Consider the following 19,090-nt stretch of genomic DNA (forward strand, 5'->3'; position numbering starts at 1 on the left):
ATGGCTCTTTTTATTTGCCATTGGGGTGCTCACTTTTTGAGTACCATTTGCTACATTTTCATTTTACCGAAAACAACGAAAAGCGGTTTTATTCTCTTAGCCAAGGATCTTAAGAACAAGTATGGCATCCCTATTTTGATCGTTCGTCCCAAAGCAATGCTCACAAAAAACTATGTAAATGTCCCGCCAGAGATTGAACAGGAGTTTCTTGCTGCGTTCGGTAATTATGCAACCCCGCTTGGTTTTGTCAGTGATCGGGTTGAGGCGAGCCGTAACCCCTCACGAGGATCAGACATCCGAATCAGAAATCATGGTAAGATTTATTCTGTTCAAATGGGGGAACTCTGGGAGAATCACTTTGCAAATTACTACTTTTGGAATGAGCCTCGACACGCTTACTACTTCCCGTGAAATGCTCCGTCCCAGACAGCACATCAGATTAAAATTGAATACGACACCGCAGAAGCGGCGTTCTCTGATCCCCTTGAGGGAGAAAAGGACGCCGCTTTTTTGCGCCCAAAACCAGAAAGGAGGCGACGCCATGTATTTCACTTCCGGCAGCGACCGCGCCTTTGAACATCTCATGCAAGGCAAGCCCGGTTTCGACCACTACGACAGCGGCGAGGCCGGAGCGCCGGAGGATTGCGGCGACTGCCGTTTCTACCGCCCCGGCTGGAAGTATCAGTTTTGCGTGTATGCAGAGTGTCCCTACCAGCCGGGCAAGCTGACCGCCTACGACGCGGTTTTATTCCAAGTAAAAGGAGTTGACGACGAGATGGCAGTTTTTCGTGTAGAGAAAAACCGGGGCTACACGGTGATGTCCAACCATCACCTGCGGAACAAAGACCTGTCCCTGAAAGCCAAGGGCCTGCTTTCGCAAATGCTGTCCCTGCCGGAAGATTGGGACTATACGCTGAAAGGCTTGTCCCTTATCAACCGGGAAAGCATCGACGCCATACGGACAGCGGTGTGGGAGCTGGAAAAGGCCAGGTACATCACCCGCCAGCAGAACCGGGACGGCAGGGGCAAGATGGCCGACATGGTTTATACCATCTACGAACAGCCCCAGCCCCGGCCAGAGGCAGCACAGGGAGAACAGCCGGGATTGGAAAACCCGGTGTTGGAAAATCCAACATCGGATAATCCAACGTCGGAAAACCCGGTATCGGGAAATCCAATGCATATGGATGGCGGTCTGGATAGCGTCAATGGCATAGTAGATGGCCTCGTTGTCCGGCTTGGTTGTACCCTCCATATAGACGGGGCGGTTCAGATGTCCCGCATTGTGGACGCTGGTAAGCCGGCCGAGCTTTTGGAGCAGGGCCGCACTCTTCTTCTCCGTGACAAGGTGGGAGGACGCCACAGCGTCCGCCAGCAGCTTCAGTTCCGGCAGTTCAAAAATACGGGAACCGATGAAGTAGCGGTTCTGTTTGCTTTTCACGCGGATAATATCGTGGCCGGCGTCCAGCAGGAGCTGGACATCTCCGTACACATTCTTCCGGTTGGCACGGATGCCCGCATCCTTCCAATATCTCAGAATGTCCGCACCGGATACGAAATGGGTTTCATCCGTCTGTTCATACAGCAGCTTCAGCAGCAGGAGCAGGCGGCGTTGGTTATTGCTCGTCATAGGCGCCTCCTCATACGGAGAAAGGGGGACGGCGAACCGCTCCCCTCTCCTTTGCTCTCAATGATTCACTTTTCTGCGTACTGCTCACAAAACCGCGTGAACATAGCTGCCGCCTGCGCTCTCGTGGCCTGCCCCTGCGGGGAGAGGGTGCTTTCACTGGTGCCGGTCACAATACCCGTGGCGTTGGCCCAGTCCATGGCCTCCAGCGCATAAGAGGAAACCTGGCCGTAGTCCGCATATTCCCGGATGGCCATGCCGCCCTGGGTGGTGTCATAGCCCATGTACTGGGCATAGCGGTACATCATGACGGCCATCTGCTCCCGATTGATAGGGGCATTGGGGCCGAAGGTAGCATCGTCATAGCCGCCCGCAATGCCGTTTAGCCGCGCCCAGTAGACCGCTGTGCCGTAATAGGCCGTGGCGTCCACATCGGCAAAGGGGTAGCCCCAAATCTTGTCCTCCATGTCGGGGCTTCCTGCCATACGCCAGAGGATGGTGACGATCATGCCCCGGCTGGTAGTACCCTCCGGGCTGAACGTGGTGGCACTCGTTCCATTCATCAGGCCGTTTTGGTAGACAAACTTCACATCATTGAAAAACCAATCGTTTTCGGAAACATCGGTAAACGGGTTTTCAAATCCTGTACCCGGATTTTCCTTGATTTCTTCCCAGCCCGCATAAACCGTCGTGTTGCGGGTAAGGCGTATACTCGTGATTTTTTCCGTCAAATTCTCGTCTGCATACCAGCCTGTAAACTCGTAGCCCTCGCGGGTCGGGGTATAGTCGGTGAGGTCGATTGTCGTATACTCGGCGCGTCGAATGGAACTAATCTCGCTGCCGCCGTTTGTTTCAAAGGTCAGGCGGTAATAATCCGTCGTACTCCCGCCACCGCCAATATACCGCCAATTTGCCGTAATTGTTGTGTCGGCTGCGGGCATGGTAAAGGTGGTGCTTGCGCTGGAAGCGTCGGCAAAGGTGCCGCCATCGGAAGATGTCCAGCCATTAAAGCGGTAATTGCTGCGGCTTCCCGCATTGATGTTGACAACCTCACCTGCGGGATATGTGCCGCCTGTCGTGCCGCCTGTCGTGCCGCCGCTGCCGCCGTTTAAGTCGACTGTGAGTGTGTAGGTTTTCGGAACTACGGTGTAGGCAGGTATCTCGATTTTCAGACTTTGGCTCACATTCCCCGCCGCGTCTTTCGCCACAATGTAAATGTCCTTTGCTGCTGTATCTGTAAGATCGCTGATGGAAATGGTATTCGGTCCGCTAATACAGGTAGTCCCATCCCCGGTGGTGTCTATGGTCGGGGCGGTATCGCCGCTTTCCACGACTGCATAGTAATAGGTGCCAGCTTCGCTGCTGGTAAACTTCACCGTTGCGGAAGTTTCGCTGGTGCGGGTTGCTGTGCCAGCGGTCAGTGTCGGGGCGGTGGTGTCAAGCACATCGATCAGTTGGCTGGCGTAGTCCGTCAGCTTGGTGTCATCGTTTTCCTCGCCGTTGTACTGCTCGTTGAACACATACAGCTTTGTATCATTGTCTAATGTTACACCCGCAGGGATCGTAAGACTTGCCGTTCCACTTGCGCCATTGGTCGTGCCGTCCAACTGTAAAATGCGCCCGTAGTAGGTGATTGCGCCATTGTCTACGATCACAGCGGAAATGTATTCATTTGTCCCTGTTTCTGCATCGGAGTAGGAAAATGTGATTGTGTTGTTGCTAATCACCGCATTGGAAATAGAAAAATTGCGGGTGCTGTCTAACAGCGTCAATTTCCATTCGTTGCCGTCGTAATTGCCTATCGCCGTCAAACCGCTGTCCATGCCGCTTGCGGATTTGCCGCCTGCGGCGGCAGATGTGAAGAGGACAGATTCCAGATCTAAATTAAAAGCGGGACGAACGGCGTAGAGATAGAGGAACACAATACCGCCGTTGCTACCCACGCCGCCGATGTCAGTCACAAGCGCCGCGATTTTATCATAGTTGCCGGGGGAGCGCAGCCACCAGTTGTCGGCTTCGCCGACACCGTACATATCGCCACCGATTTTCCCGCCGCCTGCTACATAGGCGGTATTGGTCGCGATACGGCTGCTGTTATCGGCAAAATAGCTGCTGTTCTGCGCTTCCGCAATCGACAAAAGAAAGATTTTATCGGTGTTGTTGCCGCCCTCTATACTTCCGTTATCGTCATTGACAACGGTTGTATCCGCGATCGCCCCCTGCTCTTTCTCCGAAAAAGCGGTGCCGATAAAATTATCGCTTGTATAATCCGTACCGCTGTCGCCGCCGATGTTTTCAGACGCGCCGTACCCATTGAGCCAGGAGCGCATGGTGCTCTTTTCCCATGTGACGCTTTCACTATCCGTGTGATACTGAAATACATCCAGATTTTGGTCGGAAAGCAGGAACAGCTGCCCGCTGGCGTTGGACAGCACCCGCCATTTGACGGGGTCTATATAATAATACGGACCTTGTCCATTTTTGTTGGCTGTGTCCGACTTGATCCAGTCCACGCCTTCCGTGCCGTCAGGCTCTGTGCTTCCGTCGCTGCTCTGCTGATAGGTGCCAAAATAAATGTTGTCTGCCTGTCCGCCGCTGATGTTTGCGACAGTTCCGCTGTCCACAAGCTGGATTGCCTTGCCGGTGTCAATTCCCGGTGCAGCAGCTTCCTCAACGGTGAGAGCAACCTCTGCAAAGGCGCTGGCATAATCGGTCATGTAATCGCCGTTATACTGCTCGCTGAACACATTAAGGGTATACTTCCCGGCTGCAAGGGAATCCGGAATTTTTATTTCCACTTGTCCGTTTGCACTGTCCGGCTGTGCAACTCTCCCATAGTACAGGGTGCTGCCGTTGCTGTCTGCAATGATGACAGAGATATATTCATTTGTTCCGGTGGTCGCCCCGGTGTAATTCAGCGTAATGGTACCGCCGGGGGCCCCGCTGACGGTTTGTTCCGTCACGGCAAAACTACGGCTTTTGTCTAAAAGCGTCAATTTCCACTCGTTGTCGGCATAATTGCCTATCGCCGTCAACCCGCTGTCCATGCCATTAGCGGATTTGCCGCCTGCGGCGGCAGATGTGAAGAGGACAGAGGTCAGATTTAAATTAAAAGCGGGACGAGCAAAAGCGGGACGAGCATCCCTGTCTTTGTTCACGAGGTAAGAGGTCACATAACCTTCAGGGTGGACCACGCCCGCATAGGGCAGGTCGCTGATGTTGCTCGCGCGAGGCGAGCGGAGCCACCACACACCGGCGCTGTCGCCATAACAGGCGATACGCGCCGCGTCATCGGTAAAGCCGTATCCGTCGTTTTCCGCTTCCTGCGCCGAGAGGAAAAACACCTTGTCCCCGTTCAGGATATTTTCAGACGCTTCAAACGGAAAGCTACATGTGCTGCTTGTAAACCCATCATCGCTTTTCGTAGTGGCAAGTACCGCGCTCTGTTCGCCTGTGGAAAAATTATCGCTGCAAAAATTCTGGCACCACGTTTGCGCGTTGCTGCCATGCCATGCGCTGCTGTACGGGGAAGATTCATCAAAATATACACCTCCGTTAGTACCGCTGCCTAACAGGACGTCGGAGAGCAGGAACAGCCCTGTGCCACCTGTATTGGTCTGGTCGTCCAGCACCCGCCATTTGATCGGGCCGGAAGTGGTGTGGTTGTCCGGCGCAGACCAGTTGCCGTAATAGATATAGTCGTAGCCTTTTGTGCTGTCATAGCCGCTGATCCCACTTGTCCCCAGCATAATGGTTTTGTCACCGTCTGCCGCAAACGCCGTTGTCGGCATAAGCCCTGCAACAAGGCAGATTGCAAGCAGTAAACTTAATATTCTGCTTTTTGGTTTCATGGTCTGTCCTCCTGTCCTTTTCTTCACACCTTTGATTTTATTCTATCGCGGGTTTTTCTCCCGTAATATCCCTTTTCTCTCTTTTCGGGGCTTTCGTCAAGACAAAGTTCCCATATACCTTAGCAGCTTCCTGCCCCATTTTTTTACCATTTTCTCCACTCCTTCCTTTCTGTCAATTTCAGTGTCAGACCAGCGGATCTATAATCGGATTTTTGGAGGTAAACCGGTGCCCGTTCAACTCCATATCCAGCGCGACAGTCGCCTTGGCATCGGCGGAAATGGGCTGCGGCAGTGTGGCGGTGATCACTCGGATATAATCTGTGACAGTCTCCACCTCATCCGGAGTATCCATATGGGACACCTGGCTTTCCTCTGTTTCATCCGCAACCGTGTAGTTTTCCTGTGGGATGGGCTGGCCGTCCACGAACACCGTCACGCTGACCGTCTCGCCCGCAGCGTCTTCCGGCGCGCCGCAAACCACGGGGATGAAATCCTCGCCCAGCAAGTTATACAGCCGGACCTTCACCGCGCCGGCATCCTTTTCGTACCGCACGGATATGGAGCTCGGGCCGTCTCCCATATGCTCGGACGCGTATTCCTCGCTTTCTCCGTCTGTCCGCTCGATGGTCAGTGTGAACGCAAAGTCAGGGAAAGCGCCCTCGCCGTTGGCCGCCCAGTAGGCTTCAAAATCCGGTACATAATTATAATATGTAGTGCTATAATGCCCGGTCTTAATATCCTCCTGGGGAATACCGGCACCAAATTGATCTTCATAGTATGTTTCTCCTGAAATCTGATCGAACATGGTGATCTTGGCCGATGAAATGGTCTCAGGATCCGCCAGGGTCACATCGATCAGGCCGTAAGAGCCGCCTATGGTAGCGGTGTAAATGGAGCTTTCCTCTTTAGGCTCTGGGGGCAGTTCCTCTGCTGATGGCGGAACCTGCATAGAATTATCATTAGGCTGTACTTGCGTTGCATCGTCGGGTGGGTCTGGGGGCAGTTCCTCTGCTGATGGCGGAACCTGCATAGAATTATCATTAGGCTGTACTTGCGTTGCATCGTCGGGTGGGATAGAAGAGGTCATATCTCCAGCTTCTGGCAATCCGGCCTCATACACCGCAACGGCCAACAATATCAGCGAGAACAACATAGTTGCCATACGCCATATGTTCTTGCGCTTCATCCTAAACGAATTGTTTTTTCCGCTGCTGTGAAACTCAGGAGGTAACGGTGCGCGTTCTGGTCCAGGAGAAGGTTCCGGCGGGATCATATACTCCTCTGGCAGAGGAAATTGTTCAGGTAAAGTATCCTCTGACGGAAGCTTATGCTCTAAAGGCGGCTCATGCCGCACATCTTTCCTTTTCATAGCCTATCTGCTGTGAACATCCAACTGCGGGAAGGGGCACTCCACTCCCAGCCGACGGAAGCCTAGCAACAGCTCTCGATTGAGGATTCGGATTGCTGAGTAGATATCTTTCTCTCTCACATCCACACAAAAACGCAGTATAACAGCGCTGTCGGCCAGACTTTGCACACCCAAGTAGACAGGCCCCGCTTTCATTGCATCACTATGTGCTTTGTAGATCTCATCAAGCAGCCCTGGAAGAGCTGCCTCCAAGTCTTCCAAGTCGGTCTTGTAGGGAATAGGTATATCGCAAATAGACTTTGAGACGCGATCAGATCGATTTAAAATGTTGCGCATATCCGCGTTATTGATGACTTTGATGTTCTCGCTGGCATCGGTAATTGATGTCGTGCGAATGCCAATATCGGTCACTGTCCCACGAAATCCCCCTATCTCCACAATGTCTCCCACGTTGTATTGATTTTCAAAGAGCATAAATAGGCCAGTTACAAGATCAGTAATAAGACTCTCTGCACTGAACCCAACGATCAACGTCAGTACCCCTACGCTGGCCAATACCACCGTAATATTTACTCCAATGATCGTCAGGCCCCAACAGAGTATAACGATGGCAGCTGCGTATTTCAACAGGCTGCGGATAATTGTAATCACCGACCGGGCACGATGTGCCTCTGGCTTGCAATATCCCAAGATAAGCTCTACCAGGTATTCCACGAACAGTACCCCTGCCATCATGATAACAAGGCGCAGCAACACATCGGCACTAAACGCCCAACTGGAAGCAAGCGCATCTGGTTGTATTGCCCCAGTTAAAAAACCGGTAATTATCGCAGCGACTAGTACCACTGCCAAGATCAAAAGCTTTATTACTCCTGCACGTTTCTTATCCATATTTATCCTCCTGCGGCATTATTATAGCAGCGCGATTATTCATCAAAAGCTCGTTTTCCAGATATTGTACGATTCGATCCATCACAGCGGTCATGGCCCGCTCTTTTCCCTGCTCAGACAATCCCACGCAGGACTGCAGCATGGTGACCTTCAGCTCGGTCCCCATCTCTTGCTCCTCGGCAGAGATAGAAAAGGTGCTGAGATTGCCGTATACCTCCGCTTTGGCCACGACCGTGTCCTCTTTCTTTTGATAAGGCACTCTTTCGCCGTCCAGCACGTCATAAATTCCAAGGAGCACATACCGACGGACATATGGGATGATCTTCGAGATGCTATAATTCATTCACGCTCCTCCTGTTCGTTAAAAAAATGCAGCTACCTGTCGTTGTAAGCAGGGCAGTTTTCACTCAATATAGCCGCTGATGGGCTGTACGTACATCTCGTCTTCCGTCACCGGCTGATAGCGCTCCCCAGAATAGCTGTCGCTCCAGCCGTTCTCCGCCCGGTAGATATCACCTGTTTCCGTGTCGTAAACGCGCTCATATCCCAATGTGGCGTCGCTCTGCTTCTGGCTCTGGATGTCCACGCTGGTGTCTCGCGCCTTCCAGGAAGACATGATCCCGTTCAGCACCTCGTTTGCATTTCGGCTGAAGTCCATGGCCTGCTGTACCACTTCCTGCCCCGCCTGGATGGTGGCGTTTACAAAGTTTTCCGAGTACTCCAGTGTGCCGAGGCTCTCGGTCAAAATGCCCTCCCACTCAACGAAGGTGTCCTTGGCCGCTGTGACCGCCATGATGTTATACGCCATATAATACCCGCCGTCCGCCTGGGGGAGCTGGTAGCCTACCGGCGGGCCGGCCGCGATGGGAACACTGCCAAAATCCACGACCGACGCGGCAAACATCCCCTCTCCCTCTCTGCCGTCTTCGGTGAAGGTGGCCCGCAGCAGCTCATCGCCCAGCGCGTAGGCGCTCAGGCTGCCGGTGGACGGGAAACGCTCGGTCACAGTGAAGGCCTCAAACTGGGGGAAGGTATAGCCGGCATAGCCGGGGCCATATTGGGCGGCAAAGTCGGCGTACTGCGGGAAGATCTGATAAAAATTCTCTGTAGATGGGCTGGACAGCACGGGAGCCTGGGCAAATATCTGCATATCAGGCATACCGGTCACGCCGGAATAATAGGTCCAGGCGTCCTTTCCCTCCTGACTGTGGAGCAGGATATCCGCCTTCAAGAGAACGAACATCTGATTGAGGGGCTCAGCGGGGTCCTGAATCCGGATGGAGTGATACATCCCTGTACCGCCGCTGGTGACCGTCCAGCCCTTGGGAATCTGGATGCTGAAATCTGGGGTTTCATACAGTTCCAAATCCACAGTCCTGGCCGCCGTTTCCGTGATCGACACCGCGGGTTCCCGGGAAGATGGGGCAGGCTCCGATGTTATCTGACCATCTCCCTTCGGCACGCTTTCGCTCTCCGGTTCGTTTCCCGGACCGCCGCAGGCAGTCAGGCCAAACAGGAGCAGCAGGGCCACTAAAATAGATCCTGTTTTTCTCAAATTTCATTTCCTCCTTATACAGCGACTGCCTGGCCTGAGCGTCCCACACCGCTGCGGACGGGGTGGACGCAAAAAACCGCGCCAGGAGATCCTGACGCGGTTTGTCGTAGGCCGGGATGCTGCGCCAGTATCTGTGGAAAGCGTAGCATAGATGGCCTTAAAATATAAGGTTACATTTGTCTCTTTTTTTATTTTACATCGTTTTTTTCGAATGACAGGGGGGGTACATTTGTCTCACGCCTTGAAATCCGGGCTTTTTTCAGGGGTAACGCCCTTGTTCTCCGGCATCCACTCATAATAGAACTGCAGCAGGCCGATCCGGCTCTGGGTTCCGGTCTTTTCATTCAGGCTTCTGATATGGCGATACAGCACAGGACGGGAAAGGGCCATCTGCTGCGCGATATCCTGCACGCTGCCGTCCGAGACCAGTAAATACTGCAGCACATCCCGCTCCCGGTCAGTCAATGAATAGAGGCTGGCAAAGGAAGAGAACTTTTCCTTCGGCGTGTAGCCCGCCGCCGGAGCCGGGGGCGGCGCCAATACGGCATGAGCCTTGACCGTGTAGGCAAACATCAGGATGCTGGCCGCGACAAACAGCACCAGCATGAGGACGATCAGCGTAATACTCCTGCCGGCAAGGAGCAGCGTCACCGAGCCGTTGGTAACCAGCGCCGCCACGAGATTATTCACCGCCCGTCCCATGCCGGCCCAGAGGTCCGGCAGGCGCATACAGGCAGCGAGCTCCAAAAAACTGGTGGTAAAAAACACGACAAAAAATCCGGAGGCCACATAGGCGACCGCTACTCCGGTCAGGAATGGCCCGCCCCACCGGAGAACAATCACACACAGCACCGAGAGCACCATCACGCAGTACATCATCAGCGTCATATATTTTCTTTTCCGGATATCAAAGAGGAAACCGGCAGCCAGGCCGCTCAGGGCCAGCAGCATACGGGGCCATTGCCCGATGTCCATCGTGCCCGCCGCATGGCCCAGGGTGATCGCGTTATCCAATGTGCTGAATACGCAGGCCATCAGGGCCACCAGAAGTACCAGGAGCAGTCCCGCCGGTATTTTCTTTCTGGACATTTCATCGGGGCGGAGCGCGGTTCGGAGCGGCGCCGTTTCATCCGATGCGAGTGCTTCTTTGTGGATGCGGCGTGTGCGCATGATCAAAACACTCAGTACCGCAAGGGAAACAGAGAGTACCGCGGCCTCCGCGATCTCTATATTTACCAAATTGTTGTTTGCGTACTGTAGCAGGATGCCGGCCGCGTAGGAGATTCCCACCAGGCCGGCTATGCGTTCGGTCCGGATCGTGCAGGCAGCCAGATAATGAACGGAGCCGCCAAAAACGCCCAGCAACAGAAACAGAACCACGCCTGCCGCAAGCGTGACGGAAAACGAGATGTGCTGTTGGATCAAAAATATGCAGATAATGGAGAGGAACGATAGGGAAAATATAAGGATCGTCTTGTTCCTCTCGCGGACAGAGCGGTTTATCAGCGGGTATATAAGAAATCCAAGGGCATTGACGCCCAGCGCATAATTTTGTGCAATGACCGTCTGGCTTTCCTCGACAATGCGGGAGACCATATTGACATATAGATATTCCGAACCAAGAAACACAAATGTAAAAATACTCAGCAATAAAAATATGGCGCTATGCGACGCCATAGCCTGCGTTTTCCTTCTCTCCATTGCTCCTCCATATGGCATGAGTATACTGCACTCATATCATTGCTCTGGCACCTGTAACCATCTTAGGGGCCGTTCTCGTTTTACTTCTTGTTTGTTGTCCAAGTGGCTATACTTTATTGTAATTTCTGACGGCCCATTATACCACAACAAGAAACGTCAGGGAACTACAACTGATTCCAAACACATAATACGGGAGGAAATATTATACCACAACAAGAAACGTCAGAAAAGTGATTTTCAAAGATCAAAGCCGATCCGAAAAATGGCCTCCCGCTGGTGTCCCGGGGCTGTGTGGTCCGTGCGTATCGGCCATAAAGTTTTCCCTTATAGTTTCCCTTACGCGCTTAACACAGGTCTTTCGGCGGCGGTACAATCCAACACAACAGCGGATGATCTTTTCCCGAAAACAAATCAAAAAAGACCACAACGCAGTCAAAAAGATACGCTAACAACGCTATCTTATAATTCATTTTTTTCCGTTGATAATACCATGCAACCGCAGTGATAACCAATACTTCAACGGCCATTACGCCGATGGTGGGTAACGACGCCGCTTGCAGAATGGTGGCAAGGCATCCACCAGCACCGGTCAGCAACAATGCTTTCCGCTCCAAAGAAAAATCCGTCAGCCTTGCCACGAGATAAACCCCTAAAAACAGGCGCAGTTCATTGGTGAAAAGGCAAGAAACCACCCGTACCCAATCCATCATATATGCGCCCCCCAAAATTGATTGATTTGTCGCTTGACTTCCTGCAAGTGGGAGCGGCTGATGGGTAGCTGATCGCCGTTTTTCAGTATGGCAATGCTATCGCTGACCTTCATAATCTGGACGATATTGACGATATAACCACGGTCAATAAAAATAAATTCCGGTGCATTCAGTTCATCAAATACCCGCTGCAAGCTCTTTCGTACTTTTGAAGTTCCAACGCTGGACACGATACTGGAATTCTTGCCGTCCCGTTGGATATAGAAAATATCCTTGTAGGGAATCTTCTCCATGTGGTTTGCGGTCTGAATCGTGTATTCCTGTCCAGCCTCCAACTCAATCAGTTTTGCGGCATCAGTTATAGCGGCGGTCAGCTTCGTTTCCAGATTATTTTTCGGCACATAGCGGAAAATGGACAGTTCAAATGCATCAATCGCATACTCCGTATGTGAGGTCACAAAGATAATTCTGGCATTGGGCAGAAACCCTTTGACCTGCTGAGGGATTTCCATGCCGCTGATCCCCGGCATTTCAATGTCCAGCAAAATCAGGTCATAACTTCCGATGAATGTCATTCACACTGATGTGGAATTACCTCCAATAGAAAGAGGTGGCCGCAGCTGAGTTCACTCGGCAGCGACTGTCTCTTTATTCTCATCCCGGAGTTCCCTTTTATATTTGTAATAAGTATTCCGAGCCAGGCCGGTCAAGCGCATGATTTCCACATCACTGAGATTACCGTCAAATTCCATGGAGAGTTTTTTGATCACTTCTTTCGATTCGATGCTTTTCCTCGTGACGACGATACTGTTCTTCTGACGTCCAATCTGTTTCCCATTCAGGCGTGCAGTTTCAATTCCTTCCCGTGTGCGCTGATGCAGATCCTGGACTTCCTTTTCGGACTGCTCAAAGGCCAGTCGAATCTGTTCCTTGGCCAGTTCCAACAGGTAACGATTGATACCTTCCAAGATGTAGTCCACATTGCTGCCGGTCAGTTGAATGTTGTTTTCCAATGCTTTCTTATAGGTCTCAGTATTGATGTGGGGTTCTTTGAGGTAAACAAGGTTTACCCCTTTTTGATACAGCTCTTCATAGGCGGCAAACCCTTCTTTGGCATCTCCGCTCATACGGGAAACACTGTCAAAGACAATCTCATCCCCAGGCTGGATTCTGCGCATCAGTTTCAGCCATTCTGGCCGATCCAGCCGCGTCCTGGTAAAAACCTCCTGCACAATGACAGCATCAGGGTAGGCAACCTTGATATTTCGGATCTGCCTCTCGATGCTCTGCTTGGGTTTCGATGTCCTACAATAACCATATCTCATATGCTTTGTTTCACCCCTGTAATCCGGCAATATCCATATCGCATATTTTCGTTCCTCACGCCCATTGAACTCTAATTAGTAATACGAGAATGCCAGCAAATATGCAACATAACCTTTCCGGATAAGAGTTACTCAGCATCACACTTAATGCGAGGATCCGTTATAATGGCATACACATAGGATGGACCACGCACTTTTGAATGTAATGCTGCCGTGTTCTTTGGATTAAGCGAAGCAGCCTTGACAAAATCACTCCGTGGGATTCCTGCTGAAGTAAGATTGTGATATAACATATCGCCAACTACTTCATACACGAGTTCCTTTTTTCGGACTGTATAAAAGGTTTCACCTTGATGTTGTTGAATTTTAGCCCACAAAATTTCATCATTCACGTTAAGCACCTCCCGGGTTCATTATCGCATCTCCTCCAAGCATCGTCAATCCGTAAGTCGTGGTGTTGTTTGCGTGGTGTGATGTTGTGGTGTGATAAAAGGAGAACTGTAGTTTATAGAAACAGGCCCGGCCTTGCGATAATACGCAGGCGGGCCTGTTTCCTATTTGCTGGAGTATTAGATTAAACCATCGTTTTAACTAGTACTATGATTTACGCCAAGATCGATCTTTCAGCAACAAAGATTGAGACACTTCAAAGGCAGGTTTATTTTGATACTGTGAGGGAGCGATTCAACCAGCAGTTCAATGACAAACGCGTGTGGATGCAGTACGATTGGAGCAACGGTGAAGCACTTCTGGCGTTAATAGTAGTCTGATGTCGTTCAAGGAGGTATGCACTATGAACATGAAAGATGCATTCCGTTTTCAAAACAAACTCAAAAACCTGATGTGTGAGGCCACCAGCATCCTGCAGGACCGGCGCAACATTGTCAAAGTCAAAACCACCCATCTGCGCAGTAAGGTCATGTCGGATGCCCTGGATGCCGTGGTGGAGGAGACTGCACCCAGCGAGTATGCCGGGCACGCCAACGAGGTGGCGGCCTTCATCATGCTTTTGATGGAGGAGCGGGAGAATCTGAGCAAAGCCATTCATGCGGCCAAGAGCGGACTGGATCTGGATATGGACAGCGAGGTCGGCCTGAACCGGCAGCGCCAGGAACTGGCCGAAGTTTTCCGGCATATGACCACGCTCCGCAACAGCGAAAAGACCATCGCCGGCGGCGGATCCGGATTCCGCTTCAATGGTGAGGGCAACCAGGTTTCTTATCGGTGTGACGCCACCCAGGTTACCACCATCGACTTCGACCGGAACAAGATCCGGGGCATGGCCACGGCGATGAGCAAGAAGGCAGACGAGATCTCCATGGCCTTGGATAAGTGCCTGGTCAATACCGAGGTGGCCTACGAAGCTCCTTTTGATATCAACGACAGCTTTGGGGAGATCCTCAACGACTTCATTGAAAAGGCGGCAGTTGCATAACTTTCCGAACCACACCTTTGGGTGTGGTGGGCGTGGCAGAATGGATAGGTCGTGATGATCGGTTCAGGCGCAGATGAATTATGAGGCTGCGCAACTCCGGCAGATTATGGACAGCATTTGCATGAATGTGAAATGAGCTCATAACTCATGATGAAAGGAACGCCAGGCGTTTCCCTCTGCGTTCAGCGCATTGCCGCCGTTTCTTCCACACGTTTACCCTTAAATGCAGAATTCAATTTTACGCTCCCTTGGTACACATAGTAATGATGTGAAAATCTTTTTTCAAGTCGCTTGCTCACCTGGGGGAGGCCTGTGACTCAGCTGGGTCGCGGTGGGCCCCAGGTTGGACAAGTGGATAAGGGTCTAAGCGGTTTTGAAGTTCTGCCATGCCCACTGCACCTGAAGAAATTCTCTGATAAAATGATCTGAGCAGCAGACGGCTGCCTGCTGCTCGAAAGAGACGATATGAGAAGTGGGGATGATGATTTCGTTCATTGGCACCTGGAGCAAAGCGCTCAGTGCGTAGAGATTATCTACGCTGGGAAGACTCTGCCCTCGCTGCCATTTGTAGATGGCCTGCGGCTCCTCAAATCCGAAATAGTGCTGGAGATCTCGGACTGTCAGGCCGCGATCCTTTCGGAGCCGGCAAATATTCGCTCCGGTGGCCACAGGATCGATCACGGGAAACTGAATCATGGACATATGGATCGCCTCCATTCATCAGGATGATTTCCGCCGCAGCGGAGTATTTCAGCATACCCGATATATTTCGGAATGGCAAGCAATTTTGACCATTTGTAATGAGATTGTCATATAGGAGGCGTTCATTGAAACAAACAGACTTTTATCAGGATATTGAGCGGTTCTCACTGTTGAATGCCTACTACGCATACATGGATACAGATGCGTATCTGGCTGACCAACTTTTTATCAAGCACCAGGTGCGGGTCCATTTTCGAGAGGAATATGTGCGGGATGGTTCTCCATACCGGGTCATTTTCTGCCATGTACGAAAGCGGGATCAGGAGCGTTTCCTTGCGGCACTGAATGAATTACCAGGTAAAATGATGCTGCTCGGCTATACAGACTATCTGGATGCCTGCCGTGCCATTTGGGGGAACCGAAAATCGCATAATGAGAAGGAAGTGACAGACTGTGATGCAGTTCGTACCACTGAACAAGCGTAGCAAGAAGGCGCAGCGGGAATTTTACGCCCAAAAGCGCGGCTCCTGGCATGGAGTTAACCCGATTTCCCGGACGGTACAGAGCAGGAAGGCTTATGACAGAGCAAGAGTTAAACAATCGGATTACCGAAATCCTGAAGGTATCTGAAAAAGATGCGCGGCTGTGTCAGACCTCGGGTGGACGTCGGACTGGCAGGCAATACCGGCGCATACAAAGGGCCAGACACGATGACCGACTTCTGTTTCTTATTCAACACAGTGGATATGCACCAAACATAGGGTATATCATCGGAGATTATGAAGAGAAGACGACACTGCTTCATTCCGGCCTGCACATCAAGTATATGAAATCCAGCAGTCGGCAGCAGTATCTGAAACGGAAGGCCAATCGCAAGGCTCGCAAATACTGCGGCCTGTCAGGTAAAGGGAATCGGTATCGTAAGGTGTTTGACTATTGGTGGGAATTGTATTGAGAGACTGAATTTATCATGCAGCATTTGCTGTCATGCTTATATGGAACAGGGGCAGTGTGTTTTCCGTCAGAGAAACTACACTGCCCGTTTTTCATATGTTCAGCTAAATCCGAAAGAAATCCTCAAATTCTAAGGCAAAGAAATCTGCAAGCTCCTGAACAACGCTTATTTTATTGATCCCTTGATTTACATATCTGCTCACTGTCCGCAGTTCCATACCGTAGTCCAATGCGAACTCCTCCTGAGATGAATAGCGCTCTTGAATCAATCGCTTGAGAACCAGGCCGGCCTTTTGCTGTGGAGTGCAGCTACTCATCATCTTCACCCCCACGAGCATTTGAACGCGCCCAGACACGAGCAATCATTTCACGGTCACTCTCTTCTGAGGGTGTGTAAGGTACCCGGAGTCCTCCTATTGAGGTGGAACTGGAGACCGCTTTCAACCTCTCTACATATTCTTTATCAGTTCCAAGTTCTTCGTCCGTCTTTGGCACGAAGATTACCGTCTCATCCGGCGGGTTAAAGGAATCTGGTCCGACTTCCACAGTCATACCCAGCCCAGGTAATTCTACGGTTTCCGGTTGTGCCGGCGCTGCATCAGACCACTTAAAGCGGAATTGAAATTTCGATACCGCCATAGCAAACTCTCGCATGTCTTTTTTCATGGAGGGATAAAGATTCACAAACTTCTGGACAGTTTCTATATCGTCCAGGAATTCCGCGCAGCGGTATGGCGCAAAGGATCCAAATGGAGACAGTCTGACCGTGTCGCCAATTTCAACAACGCCTTCCGCCTGATATACTCCTCGATACTTCACAAGACGATCATAATAAAGATACTGATCTGGATCATAGCGATCCTCCATTTCCAGTACAGAGGCCAGCCTGTTGAACTCGGATATTTCGCTTTCAGAGAGTTCATTGGTCAGTGCTGCCTGAAACAACTCATTTTCGCGTTTAACCATTTCGAGATAAGAATCGCACAGTTCCTTTATCTTGCTGAAATGACAAAGCTGCGCTGTTCCAATTCTCAATCCCTGCATGGCAGCACCTTCGTGGAATGTCCCTGGTACTTCTTTATCCATTTGCCGAAGCAATTCCAACAACCTTTGATATACACTGCGGTAATTGTACTGAACCGGAAGAACATCATGGTTGTGTATTTGATCACCCAAGATGGCTTTGAGGAGCCTGTGCTCGGCCAGGCGTGGGCCGTAGCGAAGCTTCTCCAATTCCTTCTCAAATTCAGAGCGAAGTTTGAAGTAGGGGTATTTCGTCATCCATGAACTGATTTCTCGTCCATCGAGCTGCATCAGGGCCTCAATCGGCAGCCCGAGAGATTTCGCTGCCCTGGCCAAAGTTTTCTTTTGAAGTTTTCCATGCTTTTCAATGGGGTTTGGTGAAAAATCATTCTCGTCGTCCGGTGAGGCGTATCCAACGCAATGAGCGTAATCGATATACAACCAATGAAATAAATCCCGGACAAAATCTTCGATATCGGTTGCTGTCGGTTTCATGTCTATCCCCCCTTGCTTTTGTACTACCATCATAACGGACAGAGGACAAGTTGTGTAGGACTATTTTTGTCGCATGCAATGTGCAATCCCAGTAAACAAAGCAATCGCTCCCTCCGAGCAAAGGAGGGAGCGGTTTTTATACGACCTTTTCGAGAATATCTTCTATGTCGCAGCACAGAATTCTGGCAAGCATTACAAGGTATTCGACTTGTGCTTTATTGATGTTTTTCTGGCGCTGTTCGTATTGCTGGATTGTCCGGATGGGCACTCCGGACGCATCGGCCAACTCTTTCTGGGTGAGCTTCACCTTCTGCCGGCGCAGCTTTAGGTTGGTATCCGGTTTCGCAACCCGGTATAACTCGTTCATCCGATCACAGAATTGGCGAATGTCCATCTCATGGTAGGGATGATAAAATGCGGACACTTGCCGAATGGGAATATAGGCATTGATCTCCTCAAAGGAAAGTCCTGTCTCCCATTGATAATAGGCCAGGGCCCAGCCAGTCCAGTATTCAACGCTGCGGTCAACCGGATAGTTTGGTTTGACCCGCTTTCTGCTGATGCCGGATTGCTCCAGAACATCATAGGCAAGCTCTACTCCGGACTGACCAACGATGACTGTGAAGTCACCACGGCCAAATCGATCTGCGATACCGGAGGCCAAAAAGAGGTCATAAAACGTCTCCAGACTGTATCCCAGGTCATGCACCGCAAAGTCCAGCATACGCCCGAGGGCAGTGCGCGCCTTCTCCAGATAAACATTATCGTAAGCGTTCATCATCGGGCTTCATCTCCTCGTCCAAAATCTGCGTGATATACAGATCGCCACGCTGCCGCTTGTTGCGTTCAACGCTGAAGTACTCGCGTCGGGCTGACCGATCTCGCAGCATCTTTTTTGCGTACCATTCATCATGATCAGCCACTTCATAACCAAGGAATTGAATCCGATCAAATGCCTGTTTGCTCTTCAAAACGAATTGCTGACCCAGTTTTCCCAGATGCATCGCATTGTTGAGCTGCCGATAGGAGATCGTACCGTTGATAAAGTCCTGGGCAAAGGAAAAATAACTGTCATCGGCACGATATCCGATGATGGCATCCTGTGACTGATAATCTACGCGAAAAGTATTCAGGATATATTCTTTGGCCTCCAGCGCCAGTCCGGAGGGCACGTCAAACTCACGGTTTTCCAAAAGAACAGCGAGCCAGTGGAGGATATTGAAAGAAGGTCCGTTCAGATCCAAAATTTTGAGACCTTCACAGTCCAGCTCATAGCGGTTGGCATACCCGTTCCGATTCTGAGCCACGCCCCATTCTTTTGCCATTTCCAGACTGTCGGTACAGTAAAACCCCAGGCCATAGTCATTATATACTTTACCATAACCAAATTGGGGCTTCTCTATGATGCTGGGGGATCCATGAAATAACTGACGGATCATACTGCCACCTCCT

Annotated in this window: 19 protein-coding genes and 1 pseudogene; 5 read left to right on the forward strand and 15 right to left on the reverse strand. The window is 51.0% G+C overall.

The window, feature by feature from the left end:
* Both WMO64_RS08980 and WMO64_RS17145 read left to right on the forward strand, forming a co-directional pair.
* Window positions 1–411 (forward strand): hypothetical protein (locus tag WMO64_RS08980; RefSeq protein ID WP_349231749.1); only part of this gene is annotated, 411 nt, incomplete at its 5' end.
* 130 nt (window positions 412–541) lie between these two features.
* Window positions 542–1,843, forward strand: a complete 1,302-nt coding sequence (locus tag WMO64_RS17145) for a hypothetical protein (RefSeq protein ID WP_433443700.1) — start codon at window positions 542–544, stop codon at window positions 1,841–1,843.
* Here the strand turns inward: WMO64_RS17145 and WMO64_RS08990 are convergent.
* The 10 genes and pseudogenes from WMO64_RS08990 to WMO64_RS09035 all read right to left on the reverse strand — a co-directional run.
* Window positions 1,798–5,478, reverse strand: a pseudogene (locus tag WMO64_RS08990) (DUF6273 domain-containing protein); the annotation flags it as partial. The gene WMO64_RS17145 and the pseudogene WMO64_RS08990 overlap by 46 nt on opposite strands.
* A 184-nt stretch (window positions 5,479–5,662) precedes the next feature.
* The gene (locus tag WMO64_RS08995) at window positions 5,663–6,847 is read right to left on the reverse strand and encodes a hypothetical protein (RefSeq protein ID WP_349231751.1); all 1,185 of its coding nucleotides are present in this window, start codon (window positions 6,845–6,847) and stop codon (window positions 5,663–5,665) included.
* Window positions 6,848–6,850: 3 nt separating this feature from the next.
* Window positions 6,851–7,738, reverse strand: coding sequence for a mechanosensitive ion channel family protein (locus WMO64_RS09000; protein WP_349231752.1), 888 nt, complete (start codon window positions 7,736–7,738; stop codon window positions 6,851–6,853).
* Window positions 7,731–8,081, reverse strand: coding sequence for a hypothetical protein (locus WMO64_RS09005; RefSeq protein ID WP_087389011.1), 351 nt, complete (start codon window positions 8,079–8,081; stop codon window positions 7,731–7,733). Before WMO64_RS09005 ends, WMO64_RS09000 begins: the two co-directional genes overlap by 8 nt.
* A 60-nt stretch (window positions 8,082–8,141) precedes the next feature.
* Window positions 8,142–9,104, reverse strand: a complete 963-nt coding sequence (locus WMO64_RS09010) for a hypothetical protein (protein ID WP_204704451.1) — start codon at window positions 9,102–9,104, stop codon at window positions 8,142–8,144.
* Between the two features lie 423 nt (window positions 9,105–9,527).
* Window positions 9,528–10,994, reverse strand: a complete 1,467-nt coding sequence (locus WMO64_RS09015; protein ID WP_087389012.1) for a helix-turn-helix transcriptional regulator — start codon at window positions 10,992–10,994, stop codon at window positions 9,528–9,530.
* A 344-nt stretch (window positions 10,995–11,338) separates the two neighbouring features.
* Complete coding sequence (locus WMO64_RS09020; protein ID WP_058962748.1) at window positions 11,339–11,704, reverse strand: hypothetical protein; 366 nt, start codon at window positions 11,702–11,704, stop codon at window positions 11,339–11,341.
* Complete coding sequence (locus WMO64_RS09025; RefSeq protein ID WP_349231753.1) at window positions 11,701–12,279, reverse strand: LytR/AlgR family response regulator transcription factor; 579 nt, start codon at window positions 12,277–12,279, stop codon at window positions 11,701–11,703. The genes WMO64_RS09020 and WMO64_RS09025 overlap by 4 nt, the downstream gene beginning before the upstream one ends.
* A 51-nt stretch (window positions 12,280–12,330) precedes the next feature.
* Entirely contained in the window at window positions 12,331–13,029 is a 699-nt protein-coding gene (locus tag WMO64_RS09030) for a recombinase family protein (RefSeq protein WP_349231754.1), read from the reverse strand.
* 128 nt (window positions 13,030–13,157) lie between these two features.
* Window positions 13,158–13,421 (reverse strand): hypothetical protein, encoded by a 264-nt coding sequence (locus WMO64_RS09035; RefSeq protein WP_349231755.1) that lies wholly within the window; start codon window positions 13,419–13,421, stop codon window positions 13,158–13,160.
* A 401-nt stretch (window positions 13,422–13,822) separates the two neighbouring features.
* On the opposite strand from WMO64_RS09035, the gene WMO64_RS09040 reads away from it, so the two are divergent.
* On the forward strand, window positions 13,823–14,464 hold the full coding sequence (locus tag WMO64_RS09040; RefSeq protein WP_075705375.1) for a hypothetical protein: 642 nt from the start codon (window positions 13,823–13,825) through the stop codon (window positions 14,462–14,464).
* Between the two features lie 363 nt (window positions 14,465–14,827).
* Here WMO64_RS09040 and WMO64_RS09045 read toward each other — a convergent pair whose 3' ends face one another.
* Window positions 14,828–15,166, reverse strand: a complete 339-nt coding sequence (locus tag WMO64_RS09045) for a helix-turn-helix domain-containing protein (protein WP_349231756.1) — start codon at window positions 15,164–15,166, stop codon at window positions 14,828–14,830.
* 125 nt (window positions 15,167–15,291) lie between these two features.
* On the opposite strand from WMO64_RS09045, the gene WMO64_RS09050 reads away from it, so the two are divergent.
* Complete coding sequence (locus tag WMO64_RS09050; RefSeq protein ID WP_075705376.1) at window positions 15,292–15,651, forward strand: hypothetical protein; 360 nt, start codon at window positions 15,292–15,294, stop codon at window positions 15,649–15,651.
* A gap of 92 nt (window positions 15,652–15,743) precedes the next feature.
* Complete coding sequence (locus tag WMO64_RS09055) at window positions 15,744–16,121, forward strand: hypothetical protein (RefSeq protein WP_349231757.1); 378 nt, start codon at window positions 15,744–15,746, stop codon at window positions 16,119–16,121.
* A gap of 103 nt (window positions 16,122–16,224) precedes the next feature.
* Here the strand turns inward: WMO64_RS09055 and WMO64_RS09060 are convergent, their stop codons facing one another.
* The 4 genes from WMO64_RS09060 to WMO64_RS09075 all read right to left on the reverse strand — a co-directional run bounded on the left by WMO64_RS09060 (window position 16,225) and on the right by WMO64_RS09075 (window position 19,077).
* A complete protein-coding gene (locus WMO64_RS09060; protein ID WP_280842643.1) occupies window positions 16,225–16,350 on the reverse strand; it encodes a hypothetical protein in 126 nt (41 codons plus the stop codon).
* 79 nt (window positions 16,351–16,429) lie between these two features.
* Entirely contained in the window at window positions 16,430–17,638 is a 1,209-nt protein-coding gene (locus tag WMO64_RS09065; RefSeq protein ID WP_075705379.1) for a hypothetical protein, read from the reverse strand.
* A 136-nt stretch (window positions 17,639–17,774) separates the two neighbouring features.
* Window positions 17,775–18,419: a helix-turn-helix domain-containing protein gene (locus WMO64_RS09070; RefSeq protein WP_349231758.1), complete on the reverse strand. Its 645-nt coding sequence runs from the start codon at window positions 18,417–18,419 to the stop codon at window positions 17,775–17,777.
* Window positions 18,400–19,077 (reverse strand): DUF3990 domain-containing protein, encoded by a 678-nt coding sequence (locus tag WMO64_RS09075; RefSeq protein ID WP_075705380.1) that lies wholly within the window; start codon window positions 19,075–19,077, stop codon window positions 18,400–18,402. The genes WMO64_RS09070 and WMO64_RS09075 overlap by 20 nt, the downstream gene beginning before the upstream one ends.
* Window positions 19,078–19,090: the final 13 nt, after the last annotated feature.

This window comes from Pseudoflavonifractor intestinihominis, assembly GCF_040096055.1.
Classification (GTDB): Bacteria; Bacillota; Clostridia; order Oscillospirales; family Oscillospiraceae; genus Pseudoflavonifractor; species Pseudoflavonifractor intestinihominis.